This window comes from Actinomadura sp. NAK00032 (genome assembly GCF_013364275.1).
Classification (GTDB): Bacteria; Actinomycetota; Actinomycetes; order Streptosporangiales; family Streptosporangiaceae; genus Spirillospora.
The window spans coordinates 506,643-523,852 of record NZ_CP054932.1 but is presented as its reverse complement, the minus strand read 5'-3'; the positions used below and the strand labels follow the sequence as shown (position 1 = coordinate 523,852).

The window sequence follows — 17,210 nt, the reverse complement described above, 5'->3', positions numbered from 1 at the left end:
ACGTCGGCGCGGTCAGGTCCGCCAGCAGCAGGTCATCGGGCGGGAGGCCCACCACCGGCGATTCGGTGTTCTTCGGTGTCGAGCCAGACGTACTGGTCGGCGGGGGTGACGGTCAGGCCCCAGCGGTCGGCGGTGGGACGGTCGAGGGCGTCCCACCAGTGGTAGGCGTCCTCCACCTCCTGCCACAGGTCGCGGTCGCCGAACTGCCGGACTGGGAACACCGCCGCACCCGGCTCGACGTCCAGGCCGGCCCATGACCCCGACCACGGATCGACCAGCCACACCGTGTACGCGCCGCCGTCGTGGTGGGTGACGATCAGCTTGCAGTGCGGCACCTTCAGCCCGATCGCCAGGGACGCGTCGTACTCCCCCAGGACGGAGTACGGGTGCGTGTGCGTGGACGACCTGCGGGCCTCGGCGGCCTCGTCCACGTCCCGGTCCAGTGAGGCGCGCTTGCCGCGCTGGGCCCGCAAGCGCATGAACGCCACGTTCCCGACGATCTGGCCTCGCATGGTGGCGTCCGGTGACACCACGAAGGACACCAGCGCGCCGTTGTGGAAGTCAGTGGTCCATGGCACCAGGACCCGACCGCCCGGACGTGTCTGTTCCGCCCAAGCGTGCGGCACCCGGTGAGCTGCCGCCGTTGCGATGACCCGGTCGAACGGCCCCGACGCCGGGTGGCCCAGTTCGCCGTCGCCGACCGCGACCGTGAGTTCGTGACCCGTTGCCCGCAGGGCGCGGCGGGCACGGTCGGCCACCGCCGGATCCACCTCCACCGACGTCACCTGGCCGGCTCCGGTCCGTTCGGTCAGGAGCGCGGCGTTCCATCCCGTGCCCGTACCGATCTCCAGCACGTTCATGCCCGGTTCGACCTCCAGGGCCGCGAGCATCCGCGCGACGACGTCGGGACGGCTGGCCGAACTGGTGATCTCCCTGCCGACCCGCCCCGGCAAGGACGGGACGCCGTCGTCAACTTGCGTGATCACTGCCTCGTTGGCGTAGCTCAGCTCCAGCCATGCGGCCTCGTCGTCCGCTCGGTCCACCGGCACCAGAAGGTCGCCGTCCTCGACCCACACCGTGTCAGGGACGAACCGATGCCTGGCGACCGCCTCGAACGGTCCGCGCCACTCCGGCCCCAGGTCGCCGGCCTCGGCGAGTACGCCGATCAGCCGGGCGGACAGCTCCGCCGCGTCGGCCACCTACGTGCCACCTTTCTCGTGCTTGCCTCCGCCTTTCGGATCGCCCTTCTCCGCAGGGGGTATCGGCTTCTCCCACTGGCCGTCTTTGTCTTTCTTGTCCTCGTGCGAGCCCGTTCGAACCTCCCGCTTCTCCACGCGTTGTACATTGACCGCTACGCTAAGTCAGTGGCCTTCATGGGCGGTATGAGTGTGGCAATGTGTGGCACGGCCGTCAGGCCAGCGCGTCGCGCACTCTAGTGATCAACTCGCGGGCGGCCGCGCACGTGACGGCCGACCCGGTGAGCTCCATGAAGGCGGCGTACTCGAACCTCGCGCGTTCACCTCCTGGACGAGACTGAGCCACGGTCTCCACCACGACGCCGGGTCGCCGGGGTCATCCCGGTATCCCGCCTTCCATGCCTTGAACTCCTCGTCCTCCCGGTCCACTGCATAGGCGTCCCGCATCTCAAGGTGGACGGCGCTGACCCGGGCCGAAGCCAGAAGGTCAGCGGGCGTGGGGATCGTGCTCATTCGCCAACTCCCTGAGCAGTGGCGGAAGACGGCCCGGAATCCGGACCACGTCCTCGTGCGGCGGGATGCGGTCCCGGCCGGAGGTCTCCAGTAGTTCGGCGACCACCGCCGGGGCGCCTTTCTTCCATCCCTGTACCACCACGCTGCCGTCATCGTCGTCATACCTAGCGAAGGCGAGTCGCCGTCCTTGCTGTCCGGGTCCTTGCCGAGGAAACGCAGCGCCATAACGCGCACTCCCTGGTCGAGGGTGCCCCAACACGGCACGGGTTCCACGTTCATCCTCGGCAGTGGGCTTGAGCAAGCATCCGGGAATGCCGTCCTGCCTTGCCAGTCACGGAGAGCCACATCACCGTCACGTCATTGCGGGAGGAGGCCACCGCCAAGGTGATTGCCTGCCACAGCCCCGGTCGTGGACGGCGCGCGGGACCAAAAATCAGGTGAGGGCGTTGCCTCTTCGCTGAGACGATCGCGAGACCGCTGGTCATCTCTAGGGGAGTCTTCATGGCCCGTGCCGTCACCTTGATTCGTTCCGCGTCGCTCTCGGACGTCGCCGAGTACGCGTACGCGGCCACCGCGCCCGCCGAGGCGCGGCTCATCTTCCTCGCGGGGTCGTGCCCGCTCAACGCGGACGGCTCCACGGCCGCGATCGGCGACTACGCGGGGCAGGCGGCCACGTGCGTCGATAACCTCCGAACCGCCCTTGCGGACGCCGGTGCCTCACTGGAGGACGTCGTCAGCACGCGGGTCCTCGTCGCGTCCACCCGCCAGGAGGATCTGGTGACGGCCTGGCAGGTCGTGCGCGACGCGTTCGGTGACCACGACGTGCCCAGCACCCTGATGGGCGTGACCGTCCTCGGCTACCACGACCAGTTGGTGGAGATCGAGGCCGTCGCAGCGGTCATCGACTGACGCAGGACGTGCTCAGCGGCGGGCGCTCTTGCCGTGTTCGGCCCTCGGACCTCCTGGACTGGCAGGAAGCCCGAGGGCCGGTGGGCGGTCAGGACGCGGCATCCAGGAAGACGGTGGTCTCCCAGGTACTGCCGTTCGGGAGTCGTGCCGTGAGGGTGGAGGACGCGAAGTCGCTCACCGCAGACGTCGTCCCCTGGACGGTGGCCGAAGACTGGCCCGCCGGGATGGTCACCTCGGCGGGGAGTTGGACCACCGGGTCACTGCTTTCGAGCTGGACGGTGATCGGCACGCTCGTGGCCGTCCCGAGGCGGACGGTGGCCACGAAAGGCTCCCCGCCCGTGATGAGCATCGGTTCGACGTCCAACCCGACGAGACCGGGATGCACCCGCACGGTATGACTCCGGGTCCCCACACCCTCGATATTCGCCGTGATGGTGACGTCGCCGTCGATATCGGGCGGCATCGAGACCTGGACCTGAGATGTTCCGGTGTAACCCTCCGGGTACTGCCGAGGGCTGGGCGGGTACTGGAGTTTCGGGTTGTCGGAACTGAAGGTGACCGTGATTCCGCCATGCGGCACCGGGTTCGGCAGGTTCAGGGTCATGTTGTAGTAGACCCCGCCGTACGTCTCGGCCGGTCCGGTGAAGCTCCAGTCGCCGGGGTCGTAGTTCCACGCGAGCAGCTTGATGGTGGCGCTGAGACTCTGGCCTGGAAGCTTGGCGGTCACGGTGGCGTCCGCGTCCTCTGGAATGCGCGTGCTCTTCACCTGCGGAACGCCGATGCCGAGGGCACCGCGGGGAATCTTGACGCTGGCCGGGAGCTTCAGGGCTGGGTTGTCGCTCTCCAACGAGATGACCATCCCGCCCTCGGGCGCCGTGCCGTTGATGCCGACGGTGAGGAATACGTCGTCGCCGCTGTAGACCGAGGTGCGGTCGCCGAAGTCGACGAACTTCAGTCCGGGTTGCAGGGTGACCGGTTGCGTCAGCGTCCGGCCGCGCAGCTTCGCCGTCAGTGCTACGGGGAGGTCACCGTAGATGTAGTCCGGCTGGTGCGTGCGGATCGGGAAGGCCGCCTCGGTTGCTCCGGCCGGCACCACGACCCTTTCCGGCACGCTCACCCAGGACGTGTCCGCGGACGTCAGCGCCACGACGAGCGGAACCGGTGACGGGCAACTCACCTTCAGGACGCCTTGCGCCTCTCCCCCCGAGTGGATTTTCTCGCTCGGCAGGTCCAGCGCTTTCAGCCACGGACCGCAAGCTGTCGGCGATACTTCGGCGACGGCCGGTGACGCCAGGCCCGAGAATCCGAGCATGACGGCCGCCAGCGCGACCAGTACCGCCCTCCATCTTCCTAAACGATTCACGATCCCGCCCTCTCCGAAACAGTGCATGAAAGAGTTCCGGGCCAAGATCGTAAGCTGTTGAGTACTGCTGCGGCATCACATTTTTGCAGCGATGGATGTGCCGCCGTTTCTTCAGCGGTGGCTGGAGCGGTAGCGGCCTGGAGGTGTGCCGAACTCGCGTTTGAAGGCGTTGGCGAAGGCGTACTCCGAGGCGTATCCGACGCGTTTTGCGATCGCGGCCAGGGGTACGTCTTCGCGGATCAGGATGCGCGCCGCCGTCGTCAGGCGCCACCAGGTGAGGTAGCCGAGTGGCGGGCGTCCGACCAGGGCCGTGAATCGGCGCGCGAACGCCGCCCGGGACAGTCCTGCCGTCCTGCCCAGTTCCTCGACCGTCCAGGCCCTCGCGATGTCGTCGTGCATGGCGCGCAGCGCCGTGCTGACGCCGGGGTCGCCGAGGGCGCCGGCCCATCCGGCGTCCGACTGCTCCTCGTACCAGGCCCGCAGGATGAAGAGCAGCAGCGTGTCGAGTAGGGCCGGGACGGCGGCGTCGGTGCCGGGCCCGGGACACTCCATCTCGGCGGCGAGCAGGTCGATCGCGGCCTGGAGGCGTGGATGCCGGCCGGTCCCGGCGGGGAGATGAATGATCTCGGGCAGGTCGTCGAGGAGTGGGTGTGAGTGTGCCCGGTCTGTTCGGTATGCCCCGCAGAGCGTGACCGCGTCGGCGCTGTCGTCCTCCACAGCGATCACCTCGTTCAGGGCGACCCGCTCGTAGGACTGCAGCGGCCTGGACGGGTCGTCGGTCAGGCCGTGGGGGCTGCCCTGGGGCAGGAACACCACTTCGCCGGGACCGACCGGCACCGGCTCGCCGGTCGGCGGCACCAGCCAGGCCGTCCCGTCCAGCATCACGTGGAACCCGGCGGCGGACGAGGCTTGGAACCAGCCACCCCAGGGCGCCCGCTTGGCGGAGCGGGCCGAATGCGGGAGGCCCGTCCGGACGGAGGCGATCACGTCACTGAGCACGTCCATGATGAGACGATCACGTATCCAAGCGAGACAATTGATTATTCACGATCTCATACCGGGCCTCTAGGTTCGAACCCATGAAGAAGATCGCAATCTACGGCGCCTACGGCTACCAGGGCAGGCTCGTCCTCGACGAGCTGGAGCGGCGCGATGCCGAGGTCGTCCTGGTGGGGCGTAACGCAGAGCGGCTCGCCGGCGTCGGCGCGGGCCGCGAGACCCGTACCGCCGGGATCGACCATGACGAGCTCGTCGCCGCCTTCCGGGGCGTGGACGCGGTCGTCAACTGCGCGGGGCCGTTCACTCCGGCGGGGACGACCGTCGTCCGCGCCGCCATCGCCGCCGGGTGCCACTACGTCGACACCTCGGGCGAGCAGCTCCACATCAAGCGCATATACGACAGTTGCTCGGAGGACGCGCGGCGCGCGGGAGTGATCGTCACGCCCGCGATGACCGACGGCGGTGTTCCCGGAGACCTCCTCGCCCGCCTCCTGGCCGATCATCTGGGCGAGCCGCTGCACGAGGTTCTCACCGGGCACTCGGCGACCGGCGGCGGAGGGATGTCCCGCGGTTCGATGCGGTCGCTCCTCGGGACGGCGGACGTCGTCAAGTCCGGCGGCCTCGTCTATGAAGGCGGCGAGTGGCGCGCCGATGCCCCGCCCCGGCTCGCCGAGCTGGAGTTCCCCGGCCAGGGTGCTGTGGCGATGGCCAGGTTCGCGCTGCCGGAGATCGCCAGCATTCCCAGGCACGTCCAGGTCGAGCATGTCCAGGGGTTCGTCGAGGCCGATCTTGCCGCGCGGTTCTCCGGCGCGACCGTGCCCGAGGATGCCGTCAACGCGTTCCCCGAGGGCCCGGACGCCGTCGCCCGTCAGGGGCAGCGGTGGACGGTCGTCGTGGTGGCCACCACCTCGGACGGCCGCCGCGCCACCGGGATCGCCCAGGGCTTCGACACGTACGGCACGACCGCGGCGATCGCCGCCGAGGGCACGCTCAGGCTCAACGGTCCTGCCGGGGTCCGGGCGCCTGCCGAGGTGCTCCCGGCGGCTTCGTTCCTGGACGCCCTCGCCCCCGGCGGAGTCACCTGGAAGATCAGCTAGTGCGGTGACCACGAACGTTCGCCGGGTTGGGTGACACGCCGGGCCGGGTCCGGGTTGTGGGAGTTGATCGGCTTCGCCCTTGATGGCGACGGGTCGTTGTCGAGAGGGGAGGCCGGGCTGGTGGCAGAACCGGTCAGAGCGCGGCAGTCAACCGAGGACGAGGGGCGCCGGCTGCTGCAGATCATCCGGCGGGGCAGGCACGAATCGGTCTCACCGAGATCATGGCCAAGTACAGCTAGGCGCCGCCGAGTTCGAGCGATGGCGTGTGCTGCATGGCTGGTCGGGCTGGTTGCAACGATCTCGACCCCGGCGTTCTCCCTCGATCCTGGGGGAGAAGCACGACATCGAGTACGGCGCGCGGTGACGCTGTCTGCGGCCTACGTGGTGGTGTTCTTTCGCGTGTGGCGCTCGGCCAAACGGAAGCCGTCGCCGGAGAAGGTCGCGGAGTGGATGGACCCCTCGTTCCGGGACGGTCGGCCGGCAGTGCCGCCGGCGGTGAGGTAATGACGGCCGCGCCGAAATCCTGCGGCTCCGCACTACCAGGTTTCGGCCAACTGGCCCAGGCGGCGGACGATTCCCGGGGCGTTGGGGTCGGTGCGATTTGCTGAGACGGCGCGAATCAGGGCTTCGAGTTCGTGCGGGGGAGGAGGGCGCAGGGGATCATCCGAGGTTCCGAGCGGCAGGCGGATCGCCGCTTGGCCGGGAGGGCGGACGATCAGCAAGCGGGGCTCCGGCCGACCGCTCATGGTCATCGCTGACCTGTGCAACGTGAATCGGGCGGTGCGTAGATCGCATTCCGCGTATCCGCGTACTACCCGTCGCTGGATGAGCACGGGCCCGTCCAGCCAGAACGCCTTCCGACGCTCTGCAAGGCCCCGCACCAGCACGGCCGGACCGACGACAACGGGGAAGGCCAGCAACACGAAAGCCGCGGTGCCCTGCCCGATCAGCACCAAGACGAGCGAGATGACCGGCGGTACGAGAGCAAGAGGTGCCAGCAGTGCCCAGAAGATGGTCCAACTCTTCGACGTCGCCCCTATCGACAACCGCTGCCCGCGCGTCACATCCCCCACCGCCCCTTCTCACCTTTGGGGATGGGACGCGGCAAGGCACCACAAGGTTCATCGACGATGGCAGCGCGAGAACTGAGCCACCCATCACCCGACTGTCACCAAGATCATGACCGAGTACGGCTGGTGCGGTGACCACGAACCTTCACCGGGTCTGGTCAGACACCCCATGTCGTTTGGGTGTCAAGCGGCGTGGGATTGGGTGTGGTGTGACCAGGCGGTTGCTTCGTCGTAGAGGGTGCGGGTCTTGAGGCATCCGTGGAGGATGCCGACGAGGCGGTTGCCGAGCTGGCGCAGGGCGGGGTTGTAGCCGGTCTCGCGGGCCCGTTGCTTGTCGTAGTAACGGCGGGCGCCCGGGGAGGCGCGCAGGGCGGAGAACGCCTGGGTCTGCAGGGCGTCGGCGAGGCGGTTGTTGCGGACGTAGCGGGCCTGGACGGTGTGGCTCTTGCCGGATGCCCGGGTGATCGGGCTGGTGCCGGCGTAGTTCTTGCGCGCTTTGGCGGAGGCGTAGCGGGTGGGGTCGTCTCCGAACTCGGCGAGCACCCGGGCGCCGGTGATCTCCGCGATGCCGGGCATCGAGAGGTAGATCTCAGCGTCCGGGTGCGTTCGAAAATGGGCCTTCACCTGCTCCTCGATCGCGGCTATCTGCGCGTTCAGCGCGATGATCAGATGGGCGTGGGCGGTGGCGGTGGCCGCGTAGGCGGCGGTGACCGGCTCGGGCAGGCCGAGCTGTCGTTGGCGCAGCGCGGTCTGGATCGCGGCCGCTTTGGTGTCCCGGTCGCGTCGGCGGGCGCGGGCCAGGACACCGGTGATCTGGGTGCGGGTCAGCTTGGCCCCGGCTGCCGGTGTGGGTGCCTTGATCAGCAGTTCCAGTGCGTCCGTGCTGGTCAGGGCCAGGCCGGCGTAGGCGTTCAGGGCGGCGGGGAAGTACTCCCGCAGCATGCTGCGCAGCCGCTGGAAGGTGCGGGTGCGTTCCCAGATCAGGGTCTGGTGGGCGCGGGCGACGACCTTGACGGCCTGGGCCTGGGCGCTGTCCCCGGCCACCGGCCGCAGTTGGGCCCGGTCGATGCGGACCATGTCGGCCAGTGCGTGTGCGTCGCCCTTGTCGCTCTTGGCGCCGGAGGAGGCGTACCGCTCCTTGAACCGGGCCACCTGCCGGGGATTGATCGCATAGACGCGGTAGCCGGAGGCGATCAGGGCCTGCACCCACGAGCCGCGGTCGGTCTCGATCCCGACCACGACCTCGGCGGCGTCAAGGTCCCCGCCGCCGTGCTTGGCGACGAGCTCGTGCAGCTTGGCGATCCCCTCCACACCCTCAGGCAGCCTCGCGGCGGCCAGTTTCCGGCCGGCCTCGTCCTGGATCTCGACATCATGGTGGTCTTCGGCCCAGTCATCGCCGATCAGCAGCAACTCGTCCTCCTGGTCAGGTACTTCGCTCCTTGCAGCCTGCGGAAGGCGCGGCACGCGGCCTAATGGATCTAGTGCTCACGCCCCGATCGGCGGGCACGCCACCCCATCAACGGTCTGGCCTCCCGGCCGGCCAGCAGGGGCACGGTCTGACCACAGAAGTCGGACGCTTCCGGCGGCGAGAGTGCTCACCTGCTGGCGGCTACGGCTACCGAGTCTCTACGACCCCGCAGCTCCCATTAGGCGGCCTTGGGGCGGGGTCGTCCCCGGCGTTGCCGGCGTTCGCTGCGGACCCGGGCGCGTTCGCGGCGCTGGGCGGCCAGCACGTCGGGATGGCGGGCGTTGGCGTTGCGCCAGCGCAGGTAGGCCTGTATCTCCCAAGCGAGCACGGTGTGGTTGGGATGGCTGGAGTTGCCGATCACGAAGGTGCGCAGCGGCCCGAATTGGGCCTCGATCGGGTTGCCCGCGAGGCGTAGGTCGGTGTGAGGCACAGTTCGACGTTGTTGCGGGCCGCCCAGGCTCTGATCTGCGGTGTCTTGTTCGCAGACAGGTTGTCCAGGATGACGTAGACCGGGGCGCCGTCCGGGGCGGGCGGCGCGGATGGACTTCAGCGCGGCCAGGGTGTTGGCGCCGCTCTTGCCGCGGCGGGTGATGCCCCGCAGGGTGTCGTCCCCGAGGGAGTAGCAGCCGTGGAAGTAGCGGACACCGTGGGTGCGCCGGTAGGTCGCCGGCAACCGGTCGGGCCGCCCCTGCTCGGCCCAGCCGTTGCCGTGGCAGGGCCTGATCGACAGCGGCCCGAACTGATCGAAGGCGAAGCACCGGTCCACAAACCGGGTCGTGACCTCCTCGATCCGGTCGGGTTCGGTGTCGAAGTCGGGGTCGTTGGAGGTCTTCCAGGTGCGGGTGCGCTGGAAGGTGATGCCGTGCTCGTGCAGTGGTCGGCGAGTTTGCGGACGCTCCAGCGGGTGAACGGGCGGCCCAGCCTGGTCGGGCGCGTTCGGGCCGTCTGGATGATGAACGCGGGGGCATCGCCTGTGATGCGGCGGGGACGGCCTCCCGCCTAGTTAGGGTCCAGGCAGGCCGGTCCTCGCTGGTTGAAGTCGTGGATCACGTCCCGGACGGTGTCCTCATGGGCGGCGACCAGCCGAGCGATCGCCGGGGCCGGCGTCCCGGCCGCCGACGCCTGGACGATCACCGCCCGGCGGACCCGGACCGGAGGAGGCGGCGCATCGGAGGGGGGACGGGAACGGCCTTTTCCGGCATGTGCGGGTCTACGCAGACGAGGGTGAGGGTGGCCGTGCTGGCTCGGGTGCCGTCCTCGCGGATGAAGTCGCCGCGCATCGTGAAGGAGGTGCGGCCCACGCTGGTCGCGTAGAGGCGGCATTCGATCTGGTCGAAGAGGGTGATGGTGCGCTCGTACTCGGCGGACGCGGCGCGGGTGACGACCGCCACGCCCAGGCGGGACGGGAGGTCGTCGAAGCGCAGGCCCTGCAGGAACCACCACTCGGTGTGGGTGCGTTCCATCCAGCGCTGGTAGTTGGCGTAGTAGACGATCCCGGCGGGATCGCAGTCGCCGTACGACAGGCGGAACGTCACCCGGTGCAGCGGTTCGTCCGGCACGGTTGCTCCCTTTGCAGATGCTAAGATTTAGATGTTAAGGGCCGTTCGGCCCATCTCACTCATCACCGGGGGAATGGTGAACGGAACGCGCCCGGCGCGCATCCGGCAGCCCCGGCTCGCCGACATGGTGGCCTCCGTCCTGCGCGAGCGGATCGTCAGCGGCGAGCTGGCCGACGGCGAGGTCATCGGCCCGCAGGACGACCTGCTCGCCGAGTTCGGGGTCAGCAAGCCGTCCATGCGGGAGGCGCTGCGGATCCTGGAGTCCGAGGGCCTCATCACCGTGCTGCGCGGCAACAAGGGCGGCGCGGTCGTGCACGTGCCGCGGACGGAGACGGCCGCGCAGGCCATCGACCTCGTGCTGCGGTCGCGGCAGTCGGCGCCCGACGACATCGCGGTCGCGCTGGTGCGGCTGGAGCCGGTGTGCGCGGGGCTCTGCGCCGAGCGTCCCGACCGGGAGAGCAGTGTGATCCCGACGCTGGAGGCCGCGCAGCGGGACGTCGAGGCCAACCTGGACGACCTGATCGGGTTCGTGCGGGCGGCGCGGGAGTTCCACGCGCAGCTCGTGTTCGGGTGCGGGAACGCCGCGATGGCGGTCGCGGTGGGCGCGCTCGAACGGCTGTGGACGACCGCCGAGCAGGAGTGGGCGGGCGCCGCCGCCGGGCGCGGTGAGTTCCCCGGGCTCGACCAGCGCTCCGACGGGGTGCGGGCGCACCACCGGCTGATCAAGCTGATCGCGGCAGGCGACGCTGCGGGCGCCGAACGCGCCGCGCGGCGGCACCTGACCGCGGCCCAGTGCCACGTCCTGAACTAGTCACACCGACCAGGCGATCGGCAGCGACGACGGGCCCCACATCATGAAGGAGTCGACGCGGGTCGGTTCGCCGTCCAGGCGTAGGCCGGGCAGGCGCTCGCCTAGGAGACGCAGAGAGATGCGTGCTTCCAGGCGGGCTAGTGCAGCACCGGGGCAGAAGTACTGGCCGACGCCGAAGGAGAGGTGCCGGCGGCGTAGGTCGTTCAGGTCACGGTCTAGGCGGAACGTGTCGGGGTCTTCCCACGCGCCAGGGTCCCGGTTGGCGGACGCGTAGAGGCCCTGCACCTTGGAGTTCTCTGGGATCTCCACACCGTGCAGGACGACCGGTCGGGTGTTGGTGCGGTACAGGCCGAGGACGGGCGGGTCGTAGCGGAGGCTCTCCTCTACGGCCGCGTCCAGCAGGTGTGGGTTCGCTCGGACCTCCTCCCATAGGCCGAGGTCCAGGAGGCGCCACACCGCGTTCGCTATGAGGGACGTTGTGGTCTCGTTGCCTCCTACCAGGAGCAGCAGGATGAGCGGCAGCAGTTCTTCGTCGGTGAACGGGCGGCCGTCGTTCTCGGCGGTGAGGAGGGCGGTGAGCAGGTCGTCCGGCAGTGCCTCCGGGCCGCCCGAGCCCAAGGTCTCGCGGCGCTCGGCCAGGATCCCGCCGAAGTAGGCGTCGATCTTGGCGCGGGCCGCGCCCTGGACGGTCGGGTCGGCGGCGTTCTGCCCGGCCATGAACTGGTCCGACCACGCCTTGAAGTCGGCCCGGTCGGCGGACGGCACGCCCAGGATCTTCGCGATCACCAGGACGGGCAGCGGCACCGCGAACGCCTCGCACAGGTCGGCGCGGCCGCCGGCGGCGAAGCCGTCGACCAGGTCGCCGGCGGTCGCGGTGATCCAGTCCTCCAGCGCGGCGGTGCGGCGGGCCGTGAACGCCGACGTCACCAGCTTCCGGTAGACGGTGTGCTCCGGCGGGTCGGACTTCAGCCCGCCCTCCCGCACGTAGATCGGGCCCTGGCCCCACTTCGACGACCAGAGGCCCCAGTCGTCGAAGAACGCGGCGACGTCGGCGTGCCGCGACAGCGTGTAGAAGCCGTTGTCGCCGAAACCCGCGTGGTGGTGCACCGGGCACTTCTCGCGCAGCGTGCGGTGGGCGGCGGCCGGGGCCTCCAGCGCCTCCGGGGAGAACGGGTCGTACTCCCCGGAGGCGCTGGAGCCCGACGGGCGCATGATCGTCATCAGAACGCGTTCGGGTCGGCCTGGACTTCGGCCGGGACGGGGTGCCGGTACAGTTCCGCCGCGTTCTGCCAGGTGAAGCGGCGCACGTCCGCCTCGGGCAGGCCGCCGATCTCCGACTCGATGACCGTCTGGGTGTCCGGCCACGTCGAGTCGCAGTGCGGGTAGTCGCTCTCCAGCAGGATGTTCTCCACGCCGATGCGGTCGCGCAGCACGAACGACGACTGGTCCTCGACGGCGCAGAACCAGAAGTTGCGCTTGAGGACCTCCGCCGGGGTGAGGCCGATGTCCTTCGTCCACGTCCCGTACATGTCGTGGTAGCTGAGCATGTGGTCGAGCCGGTCCATGAGACCGGCGACCCAGCCGATGCCGCCCTCGCTCAGGCAGATCTTCAGGTCCGGGAAGCGGACGGGCAGCAGCGAGTACAGCCAGTCGACGGCGGCGAACATCGCGTACCCGAAGAACAGCACGCCGACCGTGTCCGGCGGGGCGTCGTCGGCCGTCGCCGGGGACGTCCCGGACGACCCGATGTGCAGGTTCACGACCGTGCCCGTCTCCGCGCACGCCCGCATGATCGGGTCCCAGTAGCCGGTGTGCAGGGACGGCAGCCCGAGCTTCTGCGGCGCCTCGGAGAACGTCACCGCCTTGAAGCCGCGCTCGGCGTTGCGGCGGATCTCCGCCGCGCCGAGTTCGGGGTCGAGCAGCCACGGGATCTGGCACGGGATGATCCGGTCCGGGTAGGAGCCGGCCCATTCCTCCAGGTGCCAGTCGTTCCAGGCCCGTACCGAGGCCAGCGCCAGTTCGTTGTCGGACGTGGTGAGCTGGAGCCGCTGCCCCGCGAACCCCGGCAGGAACGACGGGAAGTTCAGCGACGCGTAGATGCCGGCGAGGTCCATGTCCTTGATGCGGTGGTGGATGTCCCACGCGCCGCGCCGCATCTCGTCGAACCGGGACGGCTCGAAGCTGTACTCCGACACGGGACGCCCGACGACCGCGTTGAAGCCGACGTTCGGGAAGTCCTGCCCGTCGTACACCCACACCTCGGCGCCGCCGTCGCGCTCCACGACCTTCGGGGCGCGGTCGGCGAACTTCGCCGGCATGCGTCCCTCGAAGGTGTTCGGCGGCTCCACGATGTGGTCGTCCACGGAGATGACGGTGTACTTGCGGTCGCGGCGCTCGGGCTCCGGCAGCCAGGTGGGCCCCTCGGCGCCCTTGCCGCCGGTCGTGAAGCTCGTGTTGGCGGCGAGGTCGTCGATGTTGATGCTCATCAGTCCACCACCTCCGGGTGGTCGCGGAGCAGTGCGCGCACCGCCCCGTTCCAGAAGAAGTCGGTTCCGCGTTCGAGGAGCGACGCCTTCATGCTGCGTCGCAGGCTAGGCGCCACGAGCGTGTGATCGCGACCCGAGACCAGCACGTCGTACATCAGCCGGCACTGCCGGTCGAGGGTCGCGGACCGGTACGTCGCCTCCTCCACGGAGGGGCCGGTCACGATGACGCCGTGGTTGGCGAGCAGCACCACCGACTTGTCGCCGATCCGGTCGGCGAGGTCGGCGCCGAGGTCGGCGGTGGCGACCTCGCCGGTGTACTCGTCCACGAAGGCCAGGTCGCCGTCGAACATCGACCCGGTCTGGTGCAGGAACTCCGGCAGGACGCCGAGGGCGGCGAGCACCGTCGCGTAGTACGGGTGGTTGTGCACCACGGCGCGCACGTCGGGGCGGCGGCGGTGCAGCTCGGTGTGGATGTGGATGGCGGGGGTGACGTCCCACTTGCCGTCCAGGACCTCCGCGTCCGGCGACACCCGGCAGATGTCGGACGCGGAGATCTCCTCCCACCACAGGCCCCACGGGTTGATCAGCAGGTCCTCGGTGCCGTCCACCCGGACGGTGATGTGGCCCGCGATGTTCTCGCTGAACCCCGACCGCCCGAGGATGCGGAACGCGCACGCCAGCTTCTGCCGGTCGTCGAGGTCCCTGCCGATCGGCGGCATCACCCGGGGCGTCCACTCGGCGGCGCCTCCGGCGACCGGTCGCGGCGCGGGGCGAGGCCCGACGTCCAATGTCACGGTTCCTCCCATCTGTCAGCCGCAGGCCGGTTGGTACACCGGCCACTGCCGACCCGGCTGGCTGTTCTCGAACTGCATGAGGATGAGGCCGCAGAGCCCGTCGGTGCCGCTGTGCTTGCCCGGCTTGAACGACAGGGTGTAGCCCTTCTGCCCGAAGGACGACGGGTACCCGGACACCTTCTCCAGGCCCTTGTTGATGGCCTCGCCGTCCGGCTTGGACCCGGCCTGCTCGATCGCCTTGGCGAGCATCCCGATCGCGTCGTACGCCTGCGCGTCGTAGGCCGTCACGCCGGCCTCGCCGCCGCGCTTGCCGGACAGGAACTTCGCCAGCGCCGCCGTCTTCTCGTTCTCCTGCGTGATCGACCCGACGAAGACGAGCTTGTCGAGCGCGCCCGGCTTGGCCTGCTTCCACAGGTCGGGCTGGTTGCCGATGGACGCGAGCGAGAACCGGTCGGCGTCCGGGATGAGCTGGTGCGTCGTGTTGTGGACGAGCACCTCCATCTGCCCGCCGAGCGCCGCGACGAGGATCGCGTCCGGCTTCGCCTGCTTGATCCGGGTGACCTGCGCGGTGACGTCGCTGGTGTCGACCGGCGCCGTCTCCGTCGCGACGACCTGGATCCCCGCCTCCTTGATCGGGGTCATCAGCGCCTTCTCCATCCCGGCGATGGACGCGCTGTCGTCCTTGAACAGGGCGAGCCGCTTGTACCCGGCCTTCGTGAACGCCTCGGCGTAGACCTTCCCGAAGTCCTCGGTCGGGTTCGCGAGCGAGTACGTGTAGGCCGAGTTCGGGCCGTCCCCGATGCCGGGCGTGATGTTCACCGGCGCGATGGCGGGCACCTTCTGCTGCTTGAGCAGGGCCTGGACCTGCAGCACCGACTGCCCGCCGGAGTTCATGATGATCGCCTGCGCGCCCTGGCTGAGCAGCTGCCGGACGACGGTCGGCGCCTTCGTCGCGTCGTTGTCGTCGCTCTTGACGATCAGCTTGAGCTTCTTGCCGCCGATGCCGCCCTTGTCGTTGACCTCGGCGACCGCGTCCTTGATCGTCTTGCCGACGATCCCGGCGTAGGCGGCGGCGCCGCCGGAGGTGTCCTGGTCCATGCCGATGACGATCGTGCCGTCGTCGGCCTGCACGGAGCCGGAGCCGGACGCGCACGCGGCGGCCGCGAGCGCGGGCAGCAGCGCCGTCGCCAGCACGGCGGCCCTGCCCGCTCTACCGCGCGGCCTCGGGAAGTTTCCTGCCATGGGGTCCCTCCTAGGGGTGGGGTGGAGGCGGGGGGACGGGATCGGGTGTGATCACGACGCTGACCGCGCCGTTCGGGCCGCCGCCCGGGGCGGCGAGGGTCTCGATGGCCTGCGCCGCGTCCGGGAGGGCGAAGGTGTGCGTGACGAGCCGGTGCAGCGGGCGGTCGCCCGCCGCGATCAGCGCGACCGCCCGGCGGAACGAGGCGTGCCCCGCCGCCCGGACGCCCTGCACGCGCAGCCCCTTCAGGACCACGTCGTCGCTGGTGAAGCCCGGCACGGGCCGCCCGTTCTTGAGCCCGGCGAGGACCACCGTCCCGCCGGGCCGGACGATCGCCATCGCGTCCAGCACGGTCGTGGGGTCGCCGGACGCGACGTCGACCACCACGTCCACCGGCACGCCGCCGGTCAGCGCCCGGATCCGCTCCGGGACGCCGCCGCCGTCGGCCACCACGGCGGCGGTCGCGCCCAGCTCCAGCGCCAGGTCCAGCTTGTGCCGGTCGGCCGCCAGCCCGGTGACGATCACCGGGTCGGCGCCCGCGGCCCGCGCCGCCAGCACGCAGGCCAGCCCGCGCTGCCCGGCGCCGAGCACGACCACGCAGTCGCCGGCGCGGGTGCCGGGCACCTCGACCGCCCACTCGACGCCGGCGGCGAGCGCGTTGAACGTGGCGGCGACCGCCGGGTCCACCGCGTCCGGCAGCCGGTGCAGGACGCTGTTCGGATGCAGGTACATGCGGTCGGCGAACCCGCCCCACAGCGCGGGCGGGATCTTGGCGGGGACGAACCCGTAGCTCATCGGGAAGTGCTCCCAGCCGGCGCACAGCACGTACCGGCCCGTCCGGCAGTCCCGGCACGCCCCGCACGGCAGCGCCGGCTCGACCGCGACCCGGTCGCCCTCCGCGAGCCCCCAGCGCACCGCCGCCCGCGCCCCGATCGCCGCGATCCGCCCGACCGGCTCGTGGCCGGGGACGAACGGCGAGGTCGGGCCGATGGTGTCGAGCAGCGCGCCGCTGTACTCCTCGACGTCCGTCCCGCAGATCCCGCACGCCTCCACGGCGAGCAGCGCGTCGTCGGGGCCGACGTCGGGAAGCGGCAGCTCCACGAGGTCGAGGGTGCGCGGAGCCCGCTGGAGCACGGCGCGGGCCGCCCCCGCTCTGGTCATCTGGTGACACTCCGGGTCATTTGGTGATGGTCCGGGTCATTTGGTGATGGTCCGGGTTCCGCCGAACACGCGGCGGACGCGGGGCGCGAAGTGCTCCAGCGTCGGCGTGTCGAAGCCGGGGTCGAACGCGACCTGGTCCCACTCGTCGGCGAACCTGATCGCGTCGGCGTACCAGGGCTCGTCCTGGAACATCTCGCGCTCGGCCGGGTCCCAGCCGAAGTGCTCGCCGTAGTGCGCGGCCTCGAACGTCTGGTGCGCGTGGATGATCCGGTAGACCTCCTCGCACACGTACGGCCGCAGGATCCGCCGCGACCGCCGCGTGGTTCGCCGTGGAGATCACCTTGCCCATGTCGTGGCACAGCGCCGCGACGACCAGCTCGTCGTCCGCGCCCGCCGCCTCCGCGTGCGCCGCCGTCTGCAGCGAGTGCTGGAGCTGGTCGACCGCGTACCCGTCGGTGAACGCCGCGAGCGCGGCCAGCATCGGCAGCACCCGCTCTGGCGCCTGCTCCTGCGTCTTCAGCGTCTCCCCGCGGATGTGCAGCCA

The 17,210-nt window shown here is 70.2% G+C and carries 16 protein-coding genes and 1 pseudogene; 3 read left to right on the top strand and 14 right to left on the bottom strand.

The annotated features are described in order from the left end of the window. Positions 1-32 precede the first annotated feature (32 nt). Together HUT06_RS02615 and HUT06_RS45515 are read right to left on the bottom strand one after the other, a co-directional pair. On the bottom strand, positions 33-1,199 hold the full coding sequence (locus HUT06_RS02615) for a methyltransferase domain-containing protein (RefSeq protein ID WP_176194228.1): 1,167 nt from the start codon (positions 1,197-1,199) through the stop codon (positions 33-35). Between the two features lie 240 nt (positions 1,200-1,439). Next, entirely contained in the window at positions 1,440-1,709 is a 270-nt protein-coding gene (locus tag HUT06_RS45515) for a DUF6879 family protein (protein ID WP_368406941.1), read from the bottom strand. Between the two features lie 501 nt (positions 1,710-2,210). Here HUT06_RS45515 and HUT06_RS02610 point away from each other — a divergent pair. Next, entirely contained in the window at positions 2,211-2,618 is a 408-nt protein-coding gene (locus HUT06_RS02610; protein WP_176194227.1) for a RidA family protein, read from the top strand. A gap of 88 nt (positions 2,619-2,706) precedes the next feature. On the opposite strand, the gene HUT06_RS02605 is transcribed toward HUT06_RS02610, so the two are convergent. Both HUT06_RS02605 and HUT06_RS02600 read right to left on the bottom strand, forming a co-directional pair. Then, positions 2,707-3,930: a hypothetical protein gene (locus HUT06_RS02605; protein ID WP_176194226.1), complete on the bottom strand. Its 1,224-nt coding sequence runs from the start codon at positions 3,928-3,930 to the stop codon at positions 2,707-2,709. A 162-nt stretch (positions 3,931-4,092) separates the two neighbouring features. Next, positions 4,093-4,986: an AraC family transcriptional regulator gene (locus tag HUT06_RS02600; protein WP_176194225.1), complete on the bottom strand. Its 894-nt coding sequence runs from the start codon at positions 4,984-4,986 to the stop codon at positions 4,093-4,095. A gap of 74 nt (positions 4,987-5,060) precedes the next feature. Here HUT06_RS02600 and HUT06_RS02595 point away from each other — a divergent pair, with 74 nt between their 5' ends. Continuing rightward, positions 5,061-6,077: a saccharopine dehydrogenase NADP-binding domain-containing protein gene (locus HUT06_RS02595; protein WP_176194224.1), complete on the top strand. Its 1,017-nt coding sequence runs from the start codon at positions 5,061-5,063 to the stop codon at positions 6,075-6,077. 536 nt (positions 6,078-6,613) lie between these two features. Here HUT06_RS02595 and HUT06_RS02590 read toward each other — a convergent pair. The 4 genes and pseudogenes from HUT06_RS02590 to HUT06_RS02575 all read right to left on the bottom strand — a co-directional run bounded on the left by HUT06_RS02590 (position 6,614) and on the right by HUT06_RS02575 (position 10,150). After that, a complete protein-coding gene (locus HUT06_RS02590) occupies positions 6,614-7,150 on the bottom strand; it encodes a hypothetical protein (protein ID WP_176194223.1) in 537 nt (178 codons plus the stop codon). Between the two features lie 180 nt (positions 7,151-7,330). Beyond that, positions 7,331-8,557, bottom strand: a complete 1,227-nt coding sequence (locus tag HUT06_RS02585; protein ID WP_176201096.1) for an IS110 family transposase — start codon at positions 8,555-8,557, stop codon at positions 7,331-7,333. Positions 8,558-8,793: 236 nt separating this feature from the next. After that, a pseudogene (locus HUT06_RS45510) lies at positions 8,794-9,767 on the bottom strand (IS630 family transposase); the annotation flags it as partial. Then, positions 9,746-10,150, bottom strand: a complete 405-nt coding sequence (locus HUT06_RS02575) for an acyl-CoA thioesterase (RefSeq protein WP_368407021.1) — start codon at positions 10,148-10,150, stop codon at positions 9,746-9,748. The gene HUT06_RS02575 and the pseudogene HUT06_RS45510, both read right to left, overlap by 22 nt. Before the next feature lie 97 nt (positions 10,151-10,247). Here HUT06_RS02575 and HUT06_RS02570 point away from each other — a divergent pair, with 97 nt between their 5' ends. Beyond that, positions 10,248-10,985, top strand: a complete 738-nt coding sequence (locus tag HUT06_RS02570) for a FadR/GntR family transcriptional regulator (RefSeq protein ID WP_176194221.1) — start codon at positions 10,248-10,250, stop codon at positions 10,983-10,985. Here the strand turns inward: HUT06_RS02570 and HUT06_RS02565 are convergent, their stop codons facing one another. From HUT06_RS02565 to HUT06_RS02540, 6 genes are read right to left on the bottom strand one after another with little or no spacing between them, the layout of a single operon-like run. Next, on the bottom strand, positions 10,986-12,206 hold the full coding sequence (locus HUT06_RS02565; protein WP_176194220.1) for a cytochrome P450: 1,221 nt from the start codon (positions 12,204-12,206) through the stop codon (positions 10,986-10,988). Then, a complete protein-coding gene (locus tag HUT06_RS02560; protein WP_176194219.1) occupies positions 12,206-13,471 on the bottom strand; it encodes an amidohydrolase family protein in 1,266 nt (421 codons plus the stop codon). Before HUT06_RS02560 ends, HUT06_RS02565 begins: the two co-directional genes overlap by 1 nt. After that, entirely contained in the window at positions 13,471-14,265 is a 795-nt protein-coding gene (locus tag HUT06_RS02555; RefSeq protein ID WP_205719173.1) for a class II aldolase/adducin family protein, read from the bottom strand. The genes HUT06_RS02560 and HUT06_RS02555 overlap by 1 nt, the downstream gene beginning before the upstream one ends. A 15-nt stretch (positions 14,266-14,280) precedes the next feature. After that, entirely contained in the window at positions 14,281-15,507 is a 1,227-nt protein-coding gene (locus HUT06_RS02550) for an ABC transporter substrate-binding protein (protein ID WP_176194218.1), read from the bottom strand. Positions 15,508-15,517: 10 nt separating this feature from the next. Further along, positions 15,518-16,666, bottom strand: a complete 1,149-nt coding sequence (locus tag HUT06_RS02545; protein ID WP_176194217.1) for a zinc-binding dehydrogenase — start codon at positions 16,664-16,666, stop codon at positions 15,518-15,520. Between the two features lie 36 nt (positions 16,667-16,702). Then, complete coding sequence (locus HUT06_RS02540; RefSeq protein ID WP_176194216.1) at positions 16,703-16,954, bottom strand: hypothetical protein; 252 nt, start codon at positions 16,952-16,954, stop codon at positions 16,703-16,705. Positions 16,955-17,210: the final 256 nt, after the last annotated feature.